Origin of the sequence: Dermacoccus sp. 147Ba (assembly GCF_004151355.1) — a bacterium.
In the GTDB taxonomy this organism is placed as follows: Bacteria; Actinomycetota; Actinomycetes; order Actinomycetales; family Dermatophilaceae; genus Dermacoccus; species Dermacoccus abyssi.
Genome location: NZ_SEHL01000006.1, coordinates 177,584 through 196,447, shown reverse-complemented (window position 1 = coordinate 196,447; position 18,864 = coordinate 177,584). Strand labels below are relative to the sequence as shown.

Below are 18,864 nucleotides of genomic sequence, written 5' to 3'. Positions count from 1 at the left end.
GACTCAGTTCACTTGGAGTACTTCACGTGGATGTTCATCCGGTCCTTCGTCTCACCCGAGACCGTCAGCGTGACACCGCTGCCCGCCGTCAGGGTCGAACCCGTCGGGTTGGACGCGTCGTAGTAGTTCGTCGCCTTGCGGTCGTCGAACGTCTCGACACCGCGCTGGCCGGCCCACGTGGTGGGCACGTCGTTGCGGTGCAGCGTGAGCGACGGCGTCTTCTGACGCGAGAACGGCGCGTCCCACGGCTGCAGCTTGTTCGAGACGTTCGTCCCGTCGGACCACTTCATCGCCTTGGCGTGGCTGTCGACCGGGAGGACGAGGCCGTGGCCGGGGTGCGTGGAGACGTTGTTGTCCTCGTACTCGTTGTCGACGTACCAGACGAGCATGCCCGTCTGGAACGCGAAGTGCTCGACGAGGTTCGGCTGCGTCGTGAGGAACCCGAAGTTGTACGGCCCCGTCTTGAGGTAGCGGTCGTAGCCGTTGTACTGACGGTTCTCCGCCATGTAGTAATGGCTCTTCTTCTCGCTCGTCGAACCGCTCGTGCGCGAGAAGCCCTTGGCAACCCAGCCGTTGTCGCCGGACTCGACGTCGTCCGACAGCAGCGTGGCGCCGTCGGCGACCACCTTGATGTCGTCGAGGAACGGGCCGGCCATGTGGACGCCACCGTCGGTCTGGTAGCGGAAACGGAAGTCGATCTTCTTACCCGCGTAAGCCGACAGGTCGAAGGACAGCTGCGACCAGTTCTTGTTCTCACCGGTCACCTCCTTGCCGACCTGCGTCCACGTCGAGCCGCCGTCGGTGCTGACCTCGCCGTAGAGGAAGTCGTAGCCCTCCTCGATCTCGTACCAGGCACCGGTGGTGAGGGTGGCCGACTTCTTGCCCGTGAGGTCGATCGAGCGGGTCAACGTCGAGTTGAGGTTGTCGGCGCTGCCGCCCCACCACTCGCTCTTGCCGGACTGCGGCGTGTTGTACGTCGTCGTGATCGTCTTGTCGGGAAGGCCGACGACGACCGCCTGCGGAAGCTTGGCCGAGTCACGATCACTCGGGCCGACAGCGACCTTCTGGCTCTTGCCGTACGGGACGCTCGTCGCGTCGAGCCAGCCGAGCTGCAGCTTCTCCCACGGGCCCATGTAGCCGGGGCGGGAGCCGATGTCGGTCTTGCCGTCGCCCAGCCACGAACCGGCGCTCATGAGCGACCAGTAGGAGACGTCGTTCTGCGCGCGGTTGGTCGTGTCGTAGAGGTCCGGCAGGCCCAGGTCGTGGCCGAACTCGTGGGTGAACACGCCGAGGCCACCGTTCTCCGGCTCGGTGGTGTAGTCACCGATCCACAGCCCCGTGTTACCCAGGGGCACACCGCCGAGCTTGTTCTCCGCGGGGCCGGTCTTGCCTGCGTTGTTCGAGTAGGCGTACCAGCGGTGCGACCAGATGGCGTCCTCGCCCTGTGCGCCGCCGCCTGCCTCCTCGCCCTCACCGGCGTGGATGGCCTGGAAGTGGTCGATGTAGCCGTCCGGCTCGTCGAAGTTGCCGTCGCCGTCGTAGTCGTAGCGGTCCCACTTGTCGTAGTCGGCGAGGTAGGCCTTGATCTGGGCGTCGGTCTTGCCGGCCTTCTTCTGCGCCTCGACCCACGCCGTGGCACTGTCGCGGATGAACGACCAGGAGCCTTCGGCCTCGCTCGTGCCATCACCCTCGACCGGGTTGTGGCCGTAGCGCGCCTCGTTGAAGGGCACCTTGACCCAGTCGCTCACGTCACCCTTGACCGCGAAACGGCCGTTGGACTGCTTGGCGTAGAAGTCCTTGAAGGACTCGCCCACGCCGAACATCATGTCGAGGTAGTGGGAGCGGTTGAAATCGGCCTTCCACAGCGTCGTGTTGTCGTCCGTGGCACCGCCGTCGAGCTTCTCGTCCGGCTGTGCGATCTGGTTGTGCAGCGGGCCGGCGGCGCCGCCCGCGGCAGGCTTCGTCTGGTCACCGAACTCGACGAGGAAGCTCAGGATGCTGGCCTCACGGTTGACGTCGTACTGGACGTAGCGCTCCTTCTTACCCTTCTGGCCCTTGCCCTTGCCGTGTTCGTTGCCCTTGAGGGCGATGACGCGCTTGCCGTTGACCGTCTTCGTCGTCGCCTCGCCCTTGAGCAGGGCGTCGACGGCAGCCTTGCGCAGTTCGTTCTGCTGCTCGGCGAGGGGGTTCGGACGGTTGTCGGAGCGAGCCTGGCGCTGGTTGGCGTCGCCCTGAGGCGGCGACTCGGCCGAGACGGCGCTCGGCGCCACGACGAGCCCGAAGACCGTCATGGCGCCGATGACTGTGGATGCGATACGTCGCTGTGTCATGTGTTCTCCATGGTGTTCCACACGCGGCTGCGCCCGACGCGCAACCACGGAAAACCTACCCAGGTTTCACTCAGATTCTCGTGCTCGACGTGGCAACGGTTTGGTAACGCCTCGTTCGGGTCCCGTTCTCTCCCAGTCCAGTTCAGCCCGTCCCACCGAACCCCACCAGAACAAAATTACGCACCCTCGAGACTCGTTTTTCGGCCCCCGCACGGGCGCCCACGACGGTGCACGCCTCCCCTTCCCGCCCGGCGTGACTACCCTTGGGCCATGACTGAAGAGGCAGCCCCCTACCGCACGCCGGAGCGCAAACGTGTGCGCACGGTGACCCTGCAGCAGATGAAGGAGCGCGGCGAGCGCTTCACGATGCTGACGTCCTACGACATGTACACCGCCGAGATCTTCGACGAAGCGGGCATCGAGACCCTCCTCATCGGCGACTCGGCCGGAAACAACGTCTACGGCTACGAGACGACGCTGCCCATCACGCTCGACGAGATGATCCCGCTCGTGCGCGCCGTCGCCGGCGCCGCCAAGCATGCCCTCGTCGTCGCCGACCTGCCGTTCGGCAGCTACCAGGAATCGCCTGCCCAGGCCTTCGCGAGCGCCGCTCGCCTCATGAAGGAGGGACGCGCGCACGCGGTCAAGCTCGAGGGCGGCGCCCACATGGCCCCCACCGTCGAGCACCTGGCGAAGAACGGTATTCCGGTCGTGGCGCACATCGGATTCACTCCGCAAAGCGAGCACGCTCTCGGCGGTTACCGCGTGCAGGGTCGCGGTGACGCTGCCGCACGACTCGTAGAGGAGGCCAAGACCCTCGAGCGGGCGGGCGCGTTCTGCGTCCTCATGGAGATGGTGCCCGCCCCGGCGGCCAAAGCCGTGACGGAGGCGCTTCGGGTCCCGACGATCGGCATCGGCGCGGGCCCGGACTGCGACGGGCAGGTGCTCGTGTGGCAGGACTTCGCCGGTTTGCGCGACGGTCGCTACCCGCGCTTTGCCAAGAAGTTCGCCGATGTCCGCACCGTTTTGCTCGACGCCGCTCGCGCCTACCATGAGGACGTCTCCTCGGGTGCTTTTCCCGCCACTGAGCACAGTTTCGAGAACTGAATTCCGCACCACGGCGCCACTCACCTCGTGAGGTGAGTGGCGCCGTGTTCTGCCACTGCGTGTCGCGTCCCCGACCTACCGGCCGTCACGAACCGCGGGTCGCGCTCTCGGTGTCGTCCTGCGGCCGGCCGTGCGGCCCCCACCCTTCGCGCACGAGGCGCGCCGGCCAGTACGCAAGTACCCCCGCAGCCGCCAAGCCGAGAAGTGCGTTGACGGCCACCGCCGGCGCCAGGCCCACGAGGGCCGTCACACCCGAGAGCGTGAGCGGTCCGAGCGTGTTGCCGGTGTCGCTCAGTTGGCGCCAGATGCCGAGGAACGCCGCGCGCCCGACATCCGGTGAAAAGTCGGCCCCCAGCGTCATGACGAGGCCCGAGCCGATTCCGTTGCCGAACCCGAGGACGCAGCTGACCGCGAGCACTGTCGCGGCCGTGTGGGTGAACGGCATGACAGCAAGTGCCGCGGCCATGAGCAGCATCGACGGCACGGCCACCGCACGCCGTCCGCGTAGGTCCATGACGCGTCCGGCCGGATAGAACACGAGCATGTCGATGCCGGCCGAGATGGCGTAGACGAGGCTCGTCGTCTGCTCGTCGAGGCCGACGTGCGCCGACCACAGCGGGATGACGACCTGGCGCGAGCCACGCACCGCCTGCACGAGCAGGACCCCGAGCCCGACCGTTGCGAAAACCGGCAGGTGGGTGCGCAGCACGTCTCGCGGCGTGACGCGCGCCGGAGTGGCGCCGCCGGCATCAAGAGCACCGGGTAGGTCCTCCATGCGGGTGGCACACCATCCCGCGAGGAGGAGGCAGGCGATGGCCAGAATCCACGCGGCCGGCACCCCGAGAATGCCGATGAGCGCGGCTCCGATGAGGGGGCCGATGAAGAAGCCGATGCGCATGACGCCGCCGAGGAGCGACAGGGCTCGCGCGCGGTGGGTGATCGGTACGGCTTCGGTGAGGTACTTCTGGCGTGCGAGGAGAAAGACCGCCGATGCCATGCCGATGACGAAGACGCCGGCGATGAGGCTCACGAGACTCGGCAGCATGGCGAGGACGCATCCGAGGGCCGCCACCAGACCGGCGAACACGAGGGCTCGGCGCTCCCCGAAGCGATCGGTGAGCCCGGAAGCGGGGATGTTCGACACGAAGGAGCCCAGCCCGAAGAGCATCGCGATGAAGGCTGCGAGCGCCACGCCCGCTCCCCTGCTCGTGGCTTCGGCCGGAATGATCGGCAGCAGTGCCCCCTCGGCCGCTCCGAACAACAGCGACGGGCCGTAGGCGGGTACAGCAAGGCGGCGCAGATCGAATCCGAGTTCCGCGCTCATCTCGCCTCCTCCCGCAAAGCGCCGACGACCCGTCGAGCATCGTACTTCGATGACCTATTTATCCCGCGTGCACCCTCGCCCACGCGCAACGGCACCCACCGGACGCGGTGGGTGCCGTTGCGGTTCGCGATGGGGCGGGTCAGTTGTCGCCCTCGAACTCGCGGTCTTCCTCGTCCCACTTCTCACTCTTGGCGTGGGCCGTGTCGAGAGCGTTGCGAGCCTCCGCCTCGGTGGCGTACGGGCCGAGCAGGTAGGACTTCGAGTTCGTCTCGCCGCCCTGCTCAACGGAGTTCGTGTCGACGTTGTACCAGTAGGCCATGCGGCTCACCTCCACTGGCGCGTGCGCGCCTCGTTGGCTCGTCGAGTCGCGTGTGACCCGACCTCTAGACTCACCCTATGACGAGTACGCGCGCGAAGATCACCCCTGGACACATCGGCCCGAAGCGCTCCGTCCCCTCATCCATCGCGCGCCCCGAGTACGTCGGGCGCAGCGAGGCCCGCGAAGGTCACGAGCGTTACGTCAAGGACGCGGAGACGATCGAGCGCATCCGCGTGGCCGGACGCATCGCCGCCGGCGCCATGGAGGAGGCCGGCAAGGCCGTCGCCCCCGGTGTCACGACCGACGAACTCGACCGCATCGCCCACGAGTACATGTGCGATCACGGCGCCTACCCCTCGACCCTCGACTACCTCGGATTCCCCAAGTCGTTGTGCACGAGCGTCAACGAGGTCATCTGCCACGGCATCCCCGACTCCACGGTTCTGGAGGACGGAGATCTCGTGAAGCTCGACGTCACGGCCTACAAGGACGGCGTACACGGCGACAACTGCGCCACCTACCTCTGCGGCGACGTCGACGAGGAATCACGGCTGCTCACCGAGCGCACGAAGGAGGCCATGATGCGCGGCATCAAGGCCGCCAAGCCGGGGCGCCAGGTCAACATCATCGGTCGCGTCATCGAGCAGTACGCCAAGCGCTTCGGGTACGGCGTCGTGCGCGACTACACCGGCCACGGCATCGGCACCGAGTTCCACAACGGGCTCATCATTCCGCACTACGACGCGGCACCTCACCACGACGACGTCATCGAGGTGGGCATGGTGTTCACCGTCGAGCCGATGCTCAACCTGGGCTCCGGCGACGCCGCAGCAGTGTGGAGCGACGGGTGGACCGTCGTGAGCCGTGACGGCTCCCGCTCCGCACAGTTCGAGAACACCGTCGTCATCACCGAGGACGGCTACGAGATCCTCACGAGCACCGAGGCCTGACGCTCGTTCCCGACGGCGCGCGGGTTGCAGCGTCCCGGTGAACCGGCACTAGTCTGACCGGAATACTTCATCGACCCCCGCGAGCCCGCACCGGGCCGCGACGAGGAGAGAGCATGACGAAGAAGTCCTACCCCCTGGGCATCGACGTGGGCGGTACCGGCATCAAAGGCGCTCCCGTCGACCTCGACACGGGCGAGTTCGTCGCCGACCGCCTCCGGATCGACACCCCCGAAGGCGCTACGCCCGGTGCCGTCGCAGATGTCATCGCCGAGATCGTCGAGCACTTCTCCGACCTCGTCGGTGACGAACCGATCGGGGTGACGATCCCGGGCGTCGTCCAGCACGGCGTCGTGCGCACGGCGGCGAACATCGACCCGGCGTGGATCGACACGAACGCCGAAGAGCTCATCGCGGCGCGCCTCGGCCGCCGCGTCACCGTCGTCAACGACGCGGATGCCGCGGGTTACGCGGAGATCCACTACGGGGCGGCCAAGGATCGTGACGGGCTCGTCGTCGTGACGACGCTCGGCACCGGTATCGGTTCGGCCGTCATCAACGACGGGCAGTTGGTGCCCAACTCCGAGTTCGGTCACCTCGAGATCGACGGCAAGGACGCCGAGAAGAAGGCTGCGCACTCGGCGAAGGAGCGCGAGGAGCTCAGCTACGAGAAGTGGGCCAAGCGCCTCACGAAGTACTACACGACGCTCGAGAACCTTCTGTGGCCCGACCTCCTCGTCGTCGGTGGCGGGGTGTCGAAGAAGGCGGACAAGTTCCTGCCCCTGCTCGAGATCCGCACGGAGATCGTGCCCGCGAGGCTGCAGAACGCCGCGGGCATCGTCGGCGCCGCGCGTCTCGCGCACGAGGCGCACACCAACTGACCGCTGCGCCCTCGCGGGCGTGACATGACAGAAGGCCGGATTCCCGATCATTTCGGGATTCCGGCCTTCTCGTCCGTTCGGCGTGCGTGGCCGGGGTGCGGCCCGCATCGATGACGTCACCTCGTGAGTTCTGCCACCGTGCCCGCTTCGACTGCCGGGGTGGTGGCCCGCGAAGCTCGTTGAGAAGTACTCAACACCACACAGCGCAGGGTGCGCAACAACCTCATTCTTGATTGATCATTCTGTTCAAAGCGGACGGGTATGCTCTGGTCATACCGCCCATCATGATCAGGGAGACGCACATGGAACCGGCCAAGGACGCTCGCGAGCAGCACCCCGACGTCCAGTTCGACGACACCGACCGCGCACTGTTGCTCGCTCTGGACGAGGATCCCCGCATGACGACAATGGCCCTCGCGCAGCGGTGCGGACTGGCCCGGGGCACGGTGCACGCGCGTCTCGAACGCTTCCGCGAGGCCGGCGTCCTGCGCCTCAACAGCGCCCGCGTCGATCCCGCCAGGCTCGGGCGTCCGCTCAGCGCCATGGTTGCTGTCGAGCTCGACCAGCACGACATCGACGGTGCGATCGCCGCCCTCTCCCGGGTACCCGAGGTGCTCGAGTGCTTCGCGCCCGCAGGCGAGACCGACCTCCTCGTGCGCGTTGTCGCACGCGACCCGGACGACCTCTACCGGGTGAGTGAGGATGTGCGCCTGTGTCCGGGTGTCACTCGGACCCGCACGAGCGTGTACCTGCGTCGAGTCATCCCCTACCGCGTCGGGCCGTTGCTGCGCGATGGCCTGCCGAAGAACAGGCTTCCGAAGAAGAGTTGAACCGGGCCGACGGGTGTCGGCAGAGGCACTGTCGGCCTAGTCTCGAGAAAGCAGGTCGCTTCGACACCCGCTCGAGAGGACATGACGATGACCGACCCGAAGAAGAAGCTCAGCGCCGCTGAGGTCCGTGAGACTGCCCCGGCCGGCTGGGCGCAGATCATGGGTTCCCTCAAGGCGCGCTACGCGACGAAGGACTTCGCGACGGGTCTCGCCCTCGTCGATCGCATCGGTGCGTCCGCGGAGGAGATGGATCACCACCCCGACATCACGCTCACGTACACCGATGTCGTGGTGTCGCTCGTCAGCCACGACGTCGGCGGGCTCACGAGTCGCGATCTGACTCTGGCGAAGACCGTCGGCGACCACGCACGCGATCTCGGCGTCGAGGCTGACGTCGCGGGTCTCACCCAGCCCGACTTCGGTTTGGACACGCGCCGTCACGATGACCTCGGCCCGTTCTACGCGGCGCTGCTCGGCTCGTCACTGAAGAACGGCGAGCCGGTGGACTCCACAGGTCAGGTTCCGACGGTGTGGTGGCAGAACCCGGACGAGGACGAGGGCGGCCCCCAGCTTCCGCCGTCCGAGGTCGAGCAGCGCTGGCACATCGACGTATGGGTCGCGGCCGACGCTGCGCAACAGCGTCTCGCGGCCGTCCTCGACGCCAGCGGGCGCCTCGTCAGCGATGCCGCGGCACCTGCGTACTGGGTGGTCGAGGACGCCGACGGCAACCGTCACTGCATCTGTACCCCCGAGGGCCGCTGACGACTCACGTCGCAGCCGCTTGCTCGGCGTGTGACTTGAGCGCGGCGACAGCATCGCTCGGGTGTTCGAGTGCCAACGCGATGCCAGTGACTTGACGCTCAGCTCCGAGCAAGCTGACGACTCGCACCGGTTCGGCGAGTTCGATCCGGACGTTCGGCGGGGCCATAGGACGCTCGATCACGAGGCATGAGCGCGGTGGGTCTGCAAGCGCCCCGATCGGTGTCACGGAACTCACGAGGCGCCAGGGCACCTCGGCCACGGTGAGCGGTCCGACTCGCAGATGCAGCATGTCGGCCGTCAGCACGTGGGGGTAGGCCCTTAGCGTGGCCACCCAGCCGATCGTCCGCCAGATCCCGTACAGGGATAGGGCGAGGACGAGCCACCTAACCCCCGCGAATGCAGCGACTCGATGCCAAGGAACGGCAGTGTGAACCGCTGCCGCTTCCACGGCCATCACGGCGATGAGAACACCCATCACAGGCGCCTCTCCGTCGGGTGCGTGCAGACCAGTGGCCCGATCGGTAGATCAGGGCGGCCACCCCATCGCAGCCACACACCTCGCGCGAGTGAGAGCTCGAGCGTGATGAGACGGTCAATTCGGCGCGGCAGCGGCCCCGCAAGCGCCGCTTCCATCCGTTGCGACCACAGGCCACTCAGGCTCGCATAGGCACGAACGGCAGCGAACACGGCCCAGACGGCTAGGGCCAGCTCGACGACGATGACGGCAACGATGAGATGGCGAAGCCCGCTTCCGCCCGTGACCGCGAGCAGGACCTCCGAGAGCAATACGAGGCCGAGCGCGACCGATACCCATCGGCGCCTCACGGCGTCCCGTTGCACGCGTCGAGCACGACCTGACGAATCCTCGTCCGATCCGCCGGGCTCACTCCGAGGAAGCGAAGCCACACCTCGAAGGCCGGGCCCAGCTTCGCAGTACGCACGAGGACACGCAGTTCGTGCGGCCATTGGGCTGGTGGTGGAACTCGCCCGAGGCGAGCAGCCGTCTCGTACGCCGAGGTGAGTGCCGCGAGCACCCGCCCGTCGCTGTCCCGCCGCCTCACAAGATCGAGGGCGCGGCGTTCGGCGCGGACGAGGCTCTCCGGAAGCCCGATCCGGGCCGCGGCATCCTCCAGCGCCGTTACGGCCTGGTCGTAGACCGCGGCGAACTCGTGCTCATGGGCCAGCATCGCCTCCAGCTTGGAGATGCCCACTTCGATCGCCGCGCGTTCCACCATGGCCTTGTTCAGTGCGACCTGTAGGCGATCCCTCGTGTCCCGGCCCGAATGAGCCGCGTCCTTGAGCGAAACTCCCACATCCGCGAGCGCCCGCAGGGCGAGCAACCGGTCCACGTCGTCACAGTCATAGACCCGATACCCGCTCGGTGATCGTGCGGGCTCGGGCAGCACGCCAACCCGGTGGTCGTGACGGATAGCCCGCGGGCTGACCCCGGCGAGGGCGGCCAGCTCACCGATCAAGAAGAAGCCCGGCATGTCGCTCATGGGTTCATCCTCGACGTTGTCGCCACGTCAAGGTCAAGAAGGCAACGAAGTTCGCGACCTCGAACGCCCATGAAGAGGCCGGTCAAGACGCGAGCCCGCCCCGGACCGGCCTTCGATGGTGCCCTGGCGTCAGCCGAGCTTGTTCCACTTCGCCGCGGAGCGCCTGGCCTTCACGTCGCTCGCCTTCGAGCGGGCGCCCGACGCTGCGCCGGCGAGAGTTGCCTTGGGGTCGTTCTTGAGATTGGCGACCGTTTTCTTCGCGGCGGGAACGCCGCGCTTGAGGGTCGAGCGGACTACCGGAAGCGCCGTCGCGAAGACGGGGAAGAGCGGCGAGAGAGCCTTGTCGTAGGTGCCGACGAGCATGTCCTCGTGCTTGGCGAACTGACGCTTGAAATCGGAGATACCATCGTTAAGCAGCCCGTTGAAGTCGTAGCGCTCGACGCCCTGTTCCTTGACGTGCTTCATCGCCCAGAACTTGAGGCCGTAGTTGAGGCGCAGCTTCATGCCGCGCGGGTTGACGCCGCCGTAGAGCTCGAACGCCGTCTTGCCCGAGACGACGAGCCAGACGAAGGCGACAACCTCGTCACCCTCCCAGGCCGCGATGAGCTGCGAAGCCGGGCCCATGAAATCGCGGATCTGCTCGTGGTAGAGGTCGGAGTGGACGGCGAAGTTGGCGCGCTTCGCGGTCTCCTTGTTGATGGCCAGCACCTGGTCCAGGTCGGCCCGCTCGGTGACGAGGCCGAAGCGCACGTTCTCGGCCTTGAACGACTTGCGCACGTTCTGGCGGGTGGAGCTCGACAGCTCCTTCATGATGGTGTCCTCGTCGCGCGTCACGTCCACGATGAGAGTGCGCGGGATGAGCCCCGTGTTCTCGCTGCGCTTGTAGCCCGCAGCTTCGACATCGGCCAGCCAGTCCGAGGACGGTGCCGCAATCCTCTCGGCGAGGTCTTCGTCCGAAACGCCCTTCTCCAGCGGGGAGAAGGGGGCCTCCCAATCGGGTTCGATCGTGATGCCGATCGGCCCGTGGGTGCGCTTGACGTAGTCGGCGAGTGCCTCGACGACGCGGCCACGGTCGGCCTCTTGGGCCTGCGGGCCACGCGGGACGTACGCGAGTGACTTGAACGGCTGCGGCAGCGTGCGAAGCAGCACCTGCGCGGAGCCGACGATCCGTGCGCCGTCACGCACGACGACCCGGTCGGCACTCCACTCGTACTGCGACTTCAACTCGCCCCATCCCCACAGCTGCAGGGGGTGTCCGCCGGAGGAGTTGACAAGATCGTCCCACTCGTCGCGGTCGTGGCAGGGGGTCACCGTGAGCGTCATGTGAGTCAGGCTATCGGCTCACGGCGACCCGCTCGAAACGTCCACGCCGGGCGGCCGCTCCGTTCAGGAGAGCGCGGCGCGCTCTCCCTCGGGAACCTCGATGACCTCGACGCCACCGTCGAGACCGTAGTCGCGTACGTGCCCGAGGTAGATGCCGCGCGCTCGGTCCGCCGCCACCTTGTCGTGGATCGGAATGACGTGCTTCGGCTCGACGGCTCGCACGAACGCGATCGTCTCGCGCACGGCGGACCACGGGGCCACCAGGGGAAGACAGAGATAGTCGACGTTCTCGGGGCGCCCCTCGAGGGAGTCGCCGGGGTGGAACAGGCGCGGCTCCCCGTCGCCGCTCGCCACGATGCCGACATTGCTGATCCGCTCGATGTACGGGTGGATCTCGGCGTGCGTCGCACCCACGCCTTCGAAGCGCGCGCCCTTGACGGAGAAGGTCTCCCCCGCCTTCGTCGCCGTGACGTCGAGGCCCTTGTCGCGCAGCTGCTCGGCGGTCTGTGGGTCGGCGAACCACGCGGCGTCGGGGTTGGCCTCGCGCAGGGCGTCGAGGCGGTCGGGGTCGAGGTGATCCGGGTGTTGGTGCGTCACGACGATCGCGTCGACGCCCGCAACGTCGTCGAAGGAGCTGAACGTGCCCGGGTCGAACAGAACGGTCGCGTCGGCGACGGAAAGTTCGATGCACGAATGTCCGTGGTGCGTGAGCTTCATGTCCTCACGGTAGGCACACACGCCGCGGTGTGGGAAGGAGGGCGTGACCTTCGCGCGAAGCGAATGCCGATTCGCCTGGACCCCAACGCCTTAAGGGCGTTGTCGGTGGCTGCGGATAGGCTGACGGACGTGGACTTCATCACCGATCAGCCCCCGTACGACCTCACGTACAACGACGTCTTCATGGTGCCGTCGCGCTCGCACGTGACGAGTCGCCTCGACGTCGACCTCACGACGCCCGACGGCGTGGGCACCACGATCCCGCTCGTCGTGGCCAACATGACCGCGATCTCCGGCCGACGCATGGCGGAGACGATCGCGCGCCGCGGTGGCATCGCCGTCCTTCCCCAGGACATTCCGATCGCAGCCGTCCAGGAAACGATCCGGGACGTCAAGGCGAGCCACACGGTCTACGAGACGCCGGTGACGATCGCCCCCACCGCTCCGGTCTCTGACGTCCTCGCGCTCCTCGGCAAGCGCGCTCACCGCATGGCTGTCGTCGTCGACGACGAGAACACGCCGCTCGGCCTCGTGAGCGAGAAGCACTGCCTCGAGGTCGACCGTTTCTCCGTCATCGCCGACGTCATGTCGAAGGACATCACTGTCGTCGAGGCGGGCGGCGACCTGCAGGACACATTCGATCTGCTTGAACGCGAACACCGCGATCTCGCGGTCGTCGTGGAGAACGACGCGCTCGTCGGTGTGCTCACCAAACGGGGCATTCTGCGTTCGACGATCTACTCCCCGGCTCTCGACCCACAGGGGCGCCTCGCCATCGGTGTGGCCATCGGCATCAACGGTGACGTCGAGACAAAGGCCCGCACGATGCTGGAGTCCCACGCCGACGTGCTCGTCGTGGACACCGCGCACGGTCACCAGGAGAAGATGATCGAGGCGCTCGGCACGGTGCGTCGCGTGCGTGACGAGTTCGAGGCCGCGAACGGGCGTCGCGTACCGATCGCGGCGGGCAACGTCGTGACGGCTGACGGCGCGCGTGACCTCGTCGAGGCAGGCGCCGACATCATCAAGGTGGGCGTCGGGCCGGGCGCCATGTGCACGACGCGCATGATGACCGGCGTGGGCCGTCCCCAGTTCTCCGCGGTGCTCGAGTGCGCTGCAGCAGCCAGTGAACTCGGCGCTCACGTGTGGGCCGACGGCGGCGTGAAGTACCCGCGTGACGTCGCGCTCGCGCTGGCCGCCGGCGGCGCGTCCGTCATGATCGGTTCCTGGTTCGCCGGCACTTGGGAGTCTCCCGGCGACCTCAACCGTGACGCCGACGGGCGCCTCTACAAGGAGTCGTTCGGCATGGCCTCGGCCCGTGCGGTGCGCAACCGCACGTCCGCCCAGGGGGCGTTCGATCGTGCTCGTTCGGCCCTGTTCGAGGAGGGCATCTCGAGCTCGCGTATGTACCTCGACGATCAGCGTCCCGGAGTCGAGGATCTTCTCGACTCGATCATCGCGGGCGTGCGCAGTTCGTTCACGTACGCGGGCGCCAAGAACATCGAGGAGTTCCACGCGAAAGCTCGCATCGGTGTTCAGAGCGCGTCCGGCTACGACGAGGGGCGCCCGCGTCACACGAGCTGGTGACCTGGCCCTGACGCTGTGCTGCCCCCACCCGAGACGATTCGGGCGGGGGCAGCTGTTGTTCAACTCGCCGAGCGAACGCACTGACGCTGTCTGACCCGGTTCTCACCCGGCAGGAGCCTTGCTCTCCGCGCTGCTCGGCACCTCGAAGGTCCGCATGCTGCGGATGAAGAGAGGTACGACGGACGCGACGAGCAGGAAGCACGCTCCCACGGCGATCACCGGACGAGCTCCGTAGGCGGCCGCCAGGGGCGCCGCCAGCATCGAGCCCAGCGGCAACGCGACAAAGGACATGAGGATGTCCCACGAGTGCACGCGGCCTTGGAGCTCACCCGGCACGGCGTGTTGGATCGCCGTCTCCCAGTGCACGTCGTAGAACAGCAGGCCTGCGTAGCCGATGGCAGCGAGGACCGCGATCGGCCACACCGAGTGGAACACCGCGAAACTGAACGCCCACACCGGCATGAGGATGAGCGGCGCCCAGCCGGTGAACAGCGGGCGTTTGAGATGAATGCGCGCCCCGAGCGCAGCGCCGAGGAATCCGCCGAGCCCCTCGGCCGCAGCGACGATGCCGACGGCGTGTGCGCCCCCGAGTTCCGACGCGACGAGCAGCGGGGCGAGCACGAGCACCGCGCCGTTGCCGATGTGGTAGAAACCCGCGGCCAACAGGCCCCAGAGCAGCCACGAGCGCGAGCGCACGGCGCGCCAGCCCGCCACGAGCTGCTCGGTGAACGCCTCAGGACCGTCCGTCCGCACGATGTCGACCGGGCGCGCCCAGGCCAGCACCGCGGCGAGGGAGACCACGAACGTCACGGCGTTGAGGGTGAACCCGAAGGCCGGCCCGGCGAATCCCACGGCCGCGCCGCCTGTCACGGGTCCGAGCATGAGCATGAGCTGACGCAGGCTGGTCAGCGTGCCGTTCGTGCGTTGACGCTGATCGGCGGGAATGACGGCTCGTCGCCACGTCATGAAGGCTGGCCCGAAGAAGGCGCCCGCCGCTGCACTGACGAAGGCGCACACGATGACGAGCGGCGTCGACCAGGCGCCGAAAGCAAAGGCCGCGGCGAGCACCGCCGCCGAGATGGCCCTCACGACGTCGGTGAGAGCCATGATGAGCCGCGGCTGCACCCGGTCGGCCCACACTCCGCCGAAGAGCGTGAACACCAAGCGTGCGACGGTGGTGGCCGTGATGGCGGCGGCCATCTGGCCCGCACTTCCGTGGGCGAGAACGATGGCTACCGGCAACGCGACCACTTGGAAGGCGTCGCCCAGCCAGCTCGCCACCTGGCCGGCCAACACGCCCTGCGTCCGTCTCTCCACCCACGAAGTGTGCCGCATGCGCGCGCCGACAAGGCGGTTCTGCAAGGAAGTCACCGACAGTTCGGCAGTGCGCTGCGGGGAGATGGTGGGATGAGCCGGCCTGTAAGCCGGGTTGTGTTCCGCGCACCGTCACCGGTGTCACTTCGGCGATCATCCATCTAGGCCGCGCATTGCTGCGTGGCTCGAGCAATCTACCCGTGCGCTCAGCGGGCAGCTTCGACGCGCACTGTTCGATCTTGCTCCGGGTGGGGTTTACCGAGCCGCTCCAGTCACCTGGAGCGCTGGTGGTCTCTTACACCACCGTTTCACCCTTACCGCGCACGAAGCGCGGCGGTCTGTTTTCTGTGGCACTGTCCCGCGGGTCACCCCGGGTGGCCGTTAGCCACCACCCTGCCCTTCGGAGCCCGGACTTTCCTCGGCGAAGACGAATCTTCGACGCGACCGCCCGGCCGACTCATCCAGGGGGCAACTCTACCGCCGGTCAGGAGGCGGCCTCGACCACCTCGAACGTGAGCTTGCCACCCATGATGTCGGCGTCCGTGAGGCGCACCGTGCAGGTCTCCCCTGCGGGCGGCGCGATAGCGCCCTCGGCGGCACGGGCTGGTGCGACGACAGCGTGGTCGACGAGTTGGACCGTCACACGTCCGCCACCCTTGCCCTCCTTGTCGGGGCCCTCGACAACGAGCGCGCCGAATGTCTCGCCGACGGAGGACGACAGGGCAGCTGCCTCCACGCGGTCGACGCAGGCGCGGTCGATCTTTCCGGCGACCTGGTCGCTCGAACGCATGATCTCGGGCAGGTCGGGCAGTGCCTCGCGGGCCCAGGCGGGCACCTCTCGTCCGTTTGCGAGCGCCTCACAGATGACGAGCCCGAATCGGTCGACGAGGCGACGAAGCGGCGCCGTTACGTGGGCGTACGGCGCGGCGACGGCGGCCTGCTCGGTGATCTCGGGGGTCGTGCCGTCGAACGGCGTGTAGGCCGCCCCGCGGAACAACGTGACCGCCTCATGGATGAGCGCGAGGTGACGCGGGTCGTCCCGGTCGAGACGGCGCAGGAATGCGCCGTAGGTCTCGTCCTTCGCCCACACGAGCCCGAGGCCCTTGGCCTGGAGGCGGAAGCGTTCGACGTCGCGAGGATCGGGCTTCGGCATGGTGCGCAGGATGCCGACGCCGCCGTCGAGCATCATGCGTGCCGCCACCATGCCGGTCATGAGTGAGATCTGCGCGTTCCAGTCCTCGCTGGGCACGGGCGGACGGAAGTGCACCTCGTACCGCCCGGGCTCGGGCTCGCTGACTTCCTGGTCGGGCATCGGCAGCGAGGCTCCGCCGCGCTCGAGTTCGAGCCTGGCGCGCAGCTCTCCGATGCGCTTGAGCAGGGCGACACGCGGGTCGTCGCTGCCGGAGTCGACCGCGCCCTGAACGCCCCGGTAGTCGAGACGTTCGACGCTGCGCACCTGCGCGCGGTAGAGCGTCGCGTCGGTGACCTCACCGCGGGCGTCGAGCGTCATGTCCCACACGAACGCCGAGCACACCTGATCGGGCAGAAGGCTCGCGGCGCCCTCGCTCAACTGGCTCGGGTGCAGCGGGATGCGAACGTCGGGCATGTAGATCGTCTGGCCGCGACGGCGGGTCTCGGCATCGAGGTTACCGCCGGGACGCACGTACAGGGGCACATCGGCGATGGCGTAGCGCACCCGGAACCCATCACCGGCCTCCTCGAGGTGCATCGCCTGGTCGAGGTCCATCGACCCGACGGGGTCGATCGTGAAGAACGGCACGGCCGTTTCGTCGCGTTCGGGCACTTGGACCGCAGCCATCGCCTCGCGGGCCTCCGCGACGGCGGCCTCGGGGTAGTCGAGGCTCAGTTCGTACTCCGCGCGCAGGGCGTCGAAGGAGCGAGCGAGGTCGCCGCCGGTGTCACGGCTCGGCCAGAGGATGCGGGTCTTCGGCATGGCCCGAGCCTACAAGCGCACGTCGACGAGAGGCACGCTCCACGCGCGTTGTCCGGCCCGGAACGACTGCTGCGCCGAGGGAGGATCGGGCTACGCTGGCCCGCGTGATCGTCCTCCTGCCGCCGTCGGAATCGAAGACCACGGGCACGCGTGGCGCGCGCCTCGACCTCGCGAAGCTGTCGTTCCCCGAGCTGACCGAAGCCCGACAGCAGGTCGCCGCAGCGGTTAGCGAGGTGAGCGCGCGCGACGAAGCGCCCGAGGTGCTCGGGGTCTCCCCCAACCTTGCCGACGAGATCGCCCGCAACACCCGACTCTTCGATGCTCCGACGTTGCCCGCCGCGCAGCTCTACACCGGCGTGCTCTACGACGCGCTCGGGTTGTCCGACCTCGAAGGCGCCGACAAGGCGCGGGCGACGCGGCGCGTCGTCATCTCCTCGGCGCTCTACGGCGCGGTCCGTCTCGGAGACCGCCTCGCGCCCTACCGCCTGTCGATGGGGGTCAACCTTCCTCCGCTCGGTGCCCTCGCCGCTCACTGGCGCTCGGTGCTCGACGCGCCGCTGAGCGAGGCCGCAGGCAAGGGCGTCGTCGTGGACTGTCGATCCTCGACGTACGCCGCCTCGTGGAACCCGAGTGGCGAGCTCGCGCGCCGCTGGGTTCACATCCGCGTTCCCGGCGCCACGCACATGGCGAAGCACACCCGCGGACTCGTGACCCGAGCCCTCGTCACGGATGCGCGCGACCCACGCACCCCCAAGGCGCTCGCTGCCCAGCTGGCCGAGACGTTCGACGTCGACCTCCACGAAGCGACGTCACCGTCGAAGCCGTGGATCCTCGACGTGAGCGTGCGCGAAGCCACGGCCTGACCGGCGTGGACGTCGACGCCGCACTGGAGCTGCTCGCTCGGGTCCCGAGCGTTCTCGTCTTTCTCGCCGCCCTGACGGTCGTGGCGGAGTGCGCGTCGATCGCTGGCGTCTTCGACCTGCTCGGCACGAAGGTGGTGGCCCTGGCCCGCGGGCGGATCGCCCTCGTGTGGGTGCTGTTCATGACGACGGCAGTTCTCGTGACGGCCTTCCTCAGCCTCGACACGACGGCGGTTCTCGTGACGACGGCCGCCGTCGTGGTGGCGCGGCGTCTCGACCGCCCCGTCGCATTGTTTGCCTTTCCGACGCTCTGGATCGCGAACATGGCCTCGCTCTGGCTGCCCGTGTCGAACCTGACGAACCTGCTCGCCCGGGACGTCCTGCCTCACCCCAATGCGCTCGGGTTCCTGGAGGAGGCGTGGCCCGTCGCGCTCACGACGACGCTCGTGCCCCTTCTCGTGGCGGCCGTCGTCTGGCGGTCCTCATTGCGCGGCACCGCGGTGGCCCCTGCGGAATCGGCGCCCCCACAGCCTGCCCAAGACGGCGTGCTTCCCGCAGTCGGCACGCTCGTTGCTTGCATGTGCGTGTCGATTCTTCTCGTCGAACCCGCCGTGGCTGCATCCGTCGCGGCGCTCTTGTGTGTCGCCGTCATCGCCATGAGGCGCCGAAGCACCCTCGCCGAGATCGAGATCCCGTGGCGCAGTCTCGCCATCACATCGGCCCTGTTCGTCACCGTGGCGCTCGTTCACGGTTCCGGGGTCCTGCGTCCCGCACTGGGTTCGTTGGGCGACGCTCCCGCGTGGACGCTCACGGCCGCCGGAGCGCTCGTCGCGAACGGGCTGAACAACCTTCCGGCCTACCTCGCGCTCGAGCCCGCCGCCCACGGTGAGACGGATCGGGTGCTCGCGCTCCTCGTGGGCGTCAACGTGGCGAGTGGCATCACTGGGTGGGGTTCGGTGGCCACGCTCCTGTGGCGTGACCGTCTTCGCCGTGCCGGTGTCCGGATCAGGTGGGGAACCCACCTTCGGCTGACCGGCCTGGCCACGCTCGTCACGACGCTCGCTGCAGCCGGAGTGCTCGAGCTCGTCAGCCGCTGAGCTACAGCGTGCG

18 protein-coding genes and 1 other RNA gene are annotated in these 18,864 nt (G+C 67.9%); 8 read left to right on the top strand and 11 right to left on the bottom strand.

Annotated elements, in window-relative coordinates; all coding sequences use genetic code 11:
* Positions 1-8: 8 nt before the first annotated feature.
* Complete coding sequence (locus EVU97_RS09870; protein ID WP_129665422.1) at positions 9-2,330, bottom strand: immune inhibitor A domain-containing protein; 2,322 nt, start codon at positions 2,328-2,330, stop codon at positions 9-11.
* Positions 2,331-2,600: 270 nt separating this feature from the next.
* On the opposite strand from EVU97_RS09870, the gene panB reads away from it, so the two are divergent.
* Entirely contained in the window at positions 2,601-3,437 is an 837-nt protein-coding gene (gene panB / locus EVU97_RS09865; RefSeq protein ID WP_129665420.1) for a 3-methyl-2-oxobutanoate hydroxymethyltransferase, read from the top strand.
* 85 nt (positions 3,438-3,522) lie between these two features.
* On the opposite strand, the gene EVU97_RS09860 is transcribed toward panB, so the two are convergent.
* Positions 3,523-4,761, bottom strand: a complete 1,239-nt coding sequence (locus EVU97_RS09860) for an MFS transporter (RefSeq protein ID WP_129665418.1) — start codon at positions 4,759-4,761, stop codon at positions 3,523-3,525.
* Between the two features lie 139 nt (positions 4,762-4,900).
* Complete coding sequence (locus EVU97_RS09855; protein ID WP_129665416.1) at positions 4,901-5,080, bottom strand: methionine aminopeptidase; 180 nt, start codon at positions 5,078-5,080, stop codon at positions 4,901-4,903.
* Positions 5,081-5,157: 77 nt separating this feature from the next.
* On the opposite strand from EVU97_RS09855, the gene map reads away from it, so the two are divergent.
* The 4 genes from map (at position 5,158) to EVU97_RS09835 (ending at position 8,500) form a co-directional block, all read left to right on the top strand.
* The gene (gene map / locus EVU97_RS09850) at positions 5,158-6,030 is read left to right on the top strand and encodes a type I methionyl aminopeptidase (RefSeq protein ID WP_129665414.1); all 873 of its coding nucleotides are present in this window, start codon (positions 5,158-5,160) and stop codon (positions 6,028-6,030) included.
* A 113-nt stretch (positions 6,031-6,143) separates the two neighbouring features.
* Entirely contained in the window at positions 6,144-6,908 is a 765-nt protein-coding gene (gene ppgK, locus EVU97_RS09845; RefSeq protein WP_129665412.1) for a polyphosphate--glucose phosphotransferase, read from the top strand.
* A gap of 302 nt (positions 6,909-7,210) precedes the next feature.
* Positions 7,211-7,738 (top strand): Lrp/AsnC family transcriptional regulator, encoded by a 528-nt coding sequence (locus EVU97_RS09840; RefSeq protein ID WP_129665410.1) that lies wholly within the window; start codon positions 7,211-7,213, stop codon positions 7,736-7,738.
* 87 nt (positions 7,739-7,825) lie between these two features.
* Positions 7,826-8,500, top strand: a complete 675-nt coding sequence (locus EVU97_RS09835; protein ID WP_205744888.1) for a 4a-hydroxytetrahydrobiopterin dehydratase — start codon at positions 7,826-7,828, stop codon at positions 8,498-8,500.
* 4 nt (positions 8,501-8,504) lie between these two features.
* On the opposite strand, the gene EVU97_RS09830 is transcribed toward EVU97_RS09835, so the two are convergent.
* The 5 genes from EVU97_RS09830 to EVU97_RS09810 form a co-directional block, all read right to left on the bottom strand.
* Positions 8,505-8,975: a hypothetical protein gene (locus EVU97_RS09830; RefSeq protein ID WP_129665407.1), complete on the bottom strand. Its 471-nt coding sequence runs from the start codon at positions 8,973-8,975 to the stop codon at positions 8,505-8,507.
* On the bottom strand, positions 8,975-9,325 hold the full coding sequence (locus tag EVU97_RS09825) for a hypothetical protein (RefSeq protein WP_129665405.1): 351 nt from the start codon (positions 9,323-9,325) through the stop codon (positions 8,975-8,977). Before EVU97_RS09825 ends, EVU97_RS09830 begins: the two co-directional genes overlap by 1 nt.
* On the bottom strand, positions 9,322-9,999 hold the full coding sequence (locus EVU97_RS09820; RefSeq protein ID WP_205744887.1) for a MerR family transcriptional regulator: 678 nt from the start codon (positions 9,997-9,999) through the stop codon (positions 9,322-9,324). The genes EVU97_RS09825 and EVU97_RS09820 overlap by 4 nt, the downstream gene beginning before the upstream one ends.
* Before the next feature lie 129 nt (positions 10,000-10,128).
* Positions 10,129-11,322 carry a peptidoglycan bridge formation glycyltransferase FemA/FemB family protein gene (locus EVU97_RS09815; protein WP_165357932.1) on the bottom strand — a complete coding sequence of 398 codons (1,194 nt, stop codon included), beginning with the start codon at positions 11,320-11,322 and terminating at the stop codon, positions 10,129-10,131.
* Positions 11,323-11,385: 63 nt separating this feature from the next.
* A complete protein-coding gene (locus tag EVU97_RS09810; RefSeq protein WP_129665403.1) occupies positions 11,386-12,039 on the bottom strand; it encodes an MBL fold metallo-hydrolase in 654 nt (217 codons plus the stop codon).
* Between the two features lie 129 nt (positions 12,040-12,168).
* On the opposite strand from EVU97_RS09810, the gene EVU97_RS09805 reads away from it, so the two are divergent.
* Positions 12,169-13,626, top strand: a complete 1,458-nt coding sequence (locus tag EVU97_RS09805) for a GuaB1 family IMP dehydrogenase-related protein (RefSeq protein WP_129665401.1) — start codon at positions 12,169-12,171, stop codon at positions 13,624-13,626.
* A 102-nt stretch (positions 13,627-13,728) separates the two neighbouring features.
* On the opposite strand, the gene EVU97_RS09800 is transcribed toward EVU97_RS09805, so the two are convergent.
* The 3 genes from EVU97_RS09800 to EVU97_RS09790 form a co-directional block, all read right to left on the bottom strand.
* Positions 13,729-14,943: an MFS transporter gene (locus tag EVU97_RS09800; protein WP_165357931.1), complete on the bottom strand. Its 1,215-nt coding sequence runs from the start codon at positions 14,941-14,943 to the stop codon at positions 13,729-13,731.
* A gap of 87 nt (positions 14,944-15,030) precedes the next feature.
* Positions 15,031-15,400, bottom strand: an RNA gene (rnpB, locus tag EVU97_RS09795) — RNase P RNA component class A.
* A gap of 24 nt (positions 15,401-15,424) precedes the next feature.
* Entirely contained in the window at positions 15,425-16,894 is a 1,470-nt protein-coding gene (locus EVU97_RS09790) for an RNB domain-containing ribonuclease (RefSeq protein WP_129665397.1), read from the bottom strand.
* Between the two features lie 104 nt (positions 16,895-16,998).
* On the opposite strand from EVU97_RS09790, the gene EVU97_RS09785 reads away from it, so the two are divergent.
* A complete protein-coding gene (locus EVU97_RS09785; protein WP_129665395.1) occupies positions 16,999-17,757 on the top strand; it encodes a YaaA family protein in 759 nt (252 codons plus the stop codon).
* Entirely contained in the window at positions 17,718-18,851 is a 1,134-nt protein-coding gene (locus tag EVU97_RS09780; RefSeq protein ID WP_129665393.1) for an SLC13 family permease, read from the top strand. Before EVU97_RS09785 ends, EVU97_RS09780 begins: the two co-directional genes overlap by 40 nt.
* Positions 18,852-18,864 lie beyond the last annotated feature (13 nt).

What these genes read in the sequence shown, in the direction of transcription:
- EVU97_RS09870 (WP_129665422.1), bottom strand. Translation starts at nt 2,330, where the DNA reads ATGACACAGCGACGTATCGCATCCACAGTCATCGGCGCCATGACGGTC.
- panB (WP_129665420.1), top strand. Translation starts at nt 2,601, where the DNA reads ATGACTGAAGAGGCAGCCCCCTACCGCACGCCGGAGCGCAAACGTGTG.
- EVU97_RS09860 (WP_129665418.1), bottom strand. Translation starts at nt 4,761, where the DNA reads ATGAGCGCGGAACTCGGATTCGATCTGCGCCGCCTTGCTGTACCCGCC.
- EVU97_RS09855 (WP_129665416.1), bottom strand. Translation starts at nt 5,080, where the DNA reads ATGGCCTACTGGTACAACGTCGACACGAACTCCGTTGAGCAGGGCGGC.
- map (WP_129665414.1), top strand. Translation starts at nt 5,158, where the DNA reads ATGACGAGTACGCGCGCGAAGATCACCCCTGGACACATCGGCCCGAAG.
- ppgK (WP_129665412.1), top strand. Translation starts at nt 6,144, where the DNA reads ATGACGAAGAAGTCCTACCCCCTGGGCATCGACGTGGGCGGTACCGGC.
- EVU97_RS09840 (WP_129665410.1), top strand. Translation starts at nt 7,211, where the DNA reads ATGGAACCGGCCAAGGACGCTCGCGAGCAGCACCCCGACGTCCAGTTC.
- EVU97_RS09835 (WP_205744888.1), top strand. Translation starts at nt 7,826, where the DNA reads ATGACCGACCCGAAGAAGAAGCTCAGCGCCGCTGAGGTCCGTGAGACT.
- EVU97_RS09830 (WP_129665407.1), bottom strand. Translation starts at nt 8,975, where the DNA reads ATGGGTGTTCTCATCGCCGTGATGGCCGTGGAAGCGGCAGCGGTTCAC.
- EVU97_RS09820 (WP_205744887.1), bottom strand. Translation starts at nt 9,999, where the DNA reads ATGAGCGACATGCCGGGCTTCTTCTTGATCGGTGAGCTGGCCGCCCTC.
- EVU97_RS09815 (WP_165357932.1), bottom strand. Translation starts at nt 11,322, where the DNA reads ATGACGCTCACGGTGACCCCCTGCCACGACCGCGACGAGTGGGACGAT.
- EVU97_RS09810 (WP_129665403.1), bottom strand. Translation starts at nt 12,039, where the DNA reads ATGAAGCTCACGCACCACGGACATTCGTGCATCGAACTTTCCGTCGCC.
- EVU97_RS09790 (WP_129665397.1), bottom strand. Translation starts at nt 16,894, where the DNA reads ATGCCGAAGACCCGCATCCTCTGGCCGAGCCGTGACACCGGCGGCGAC.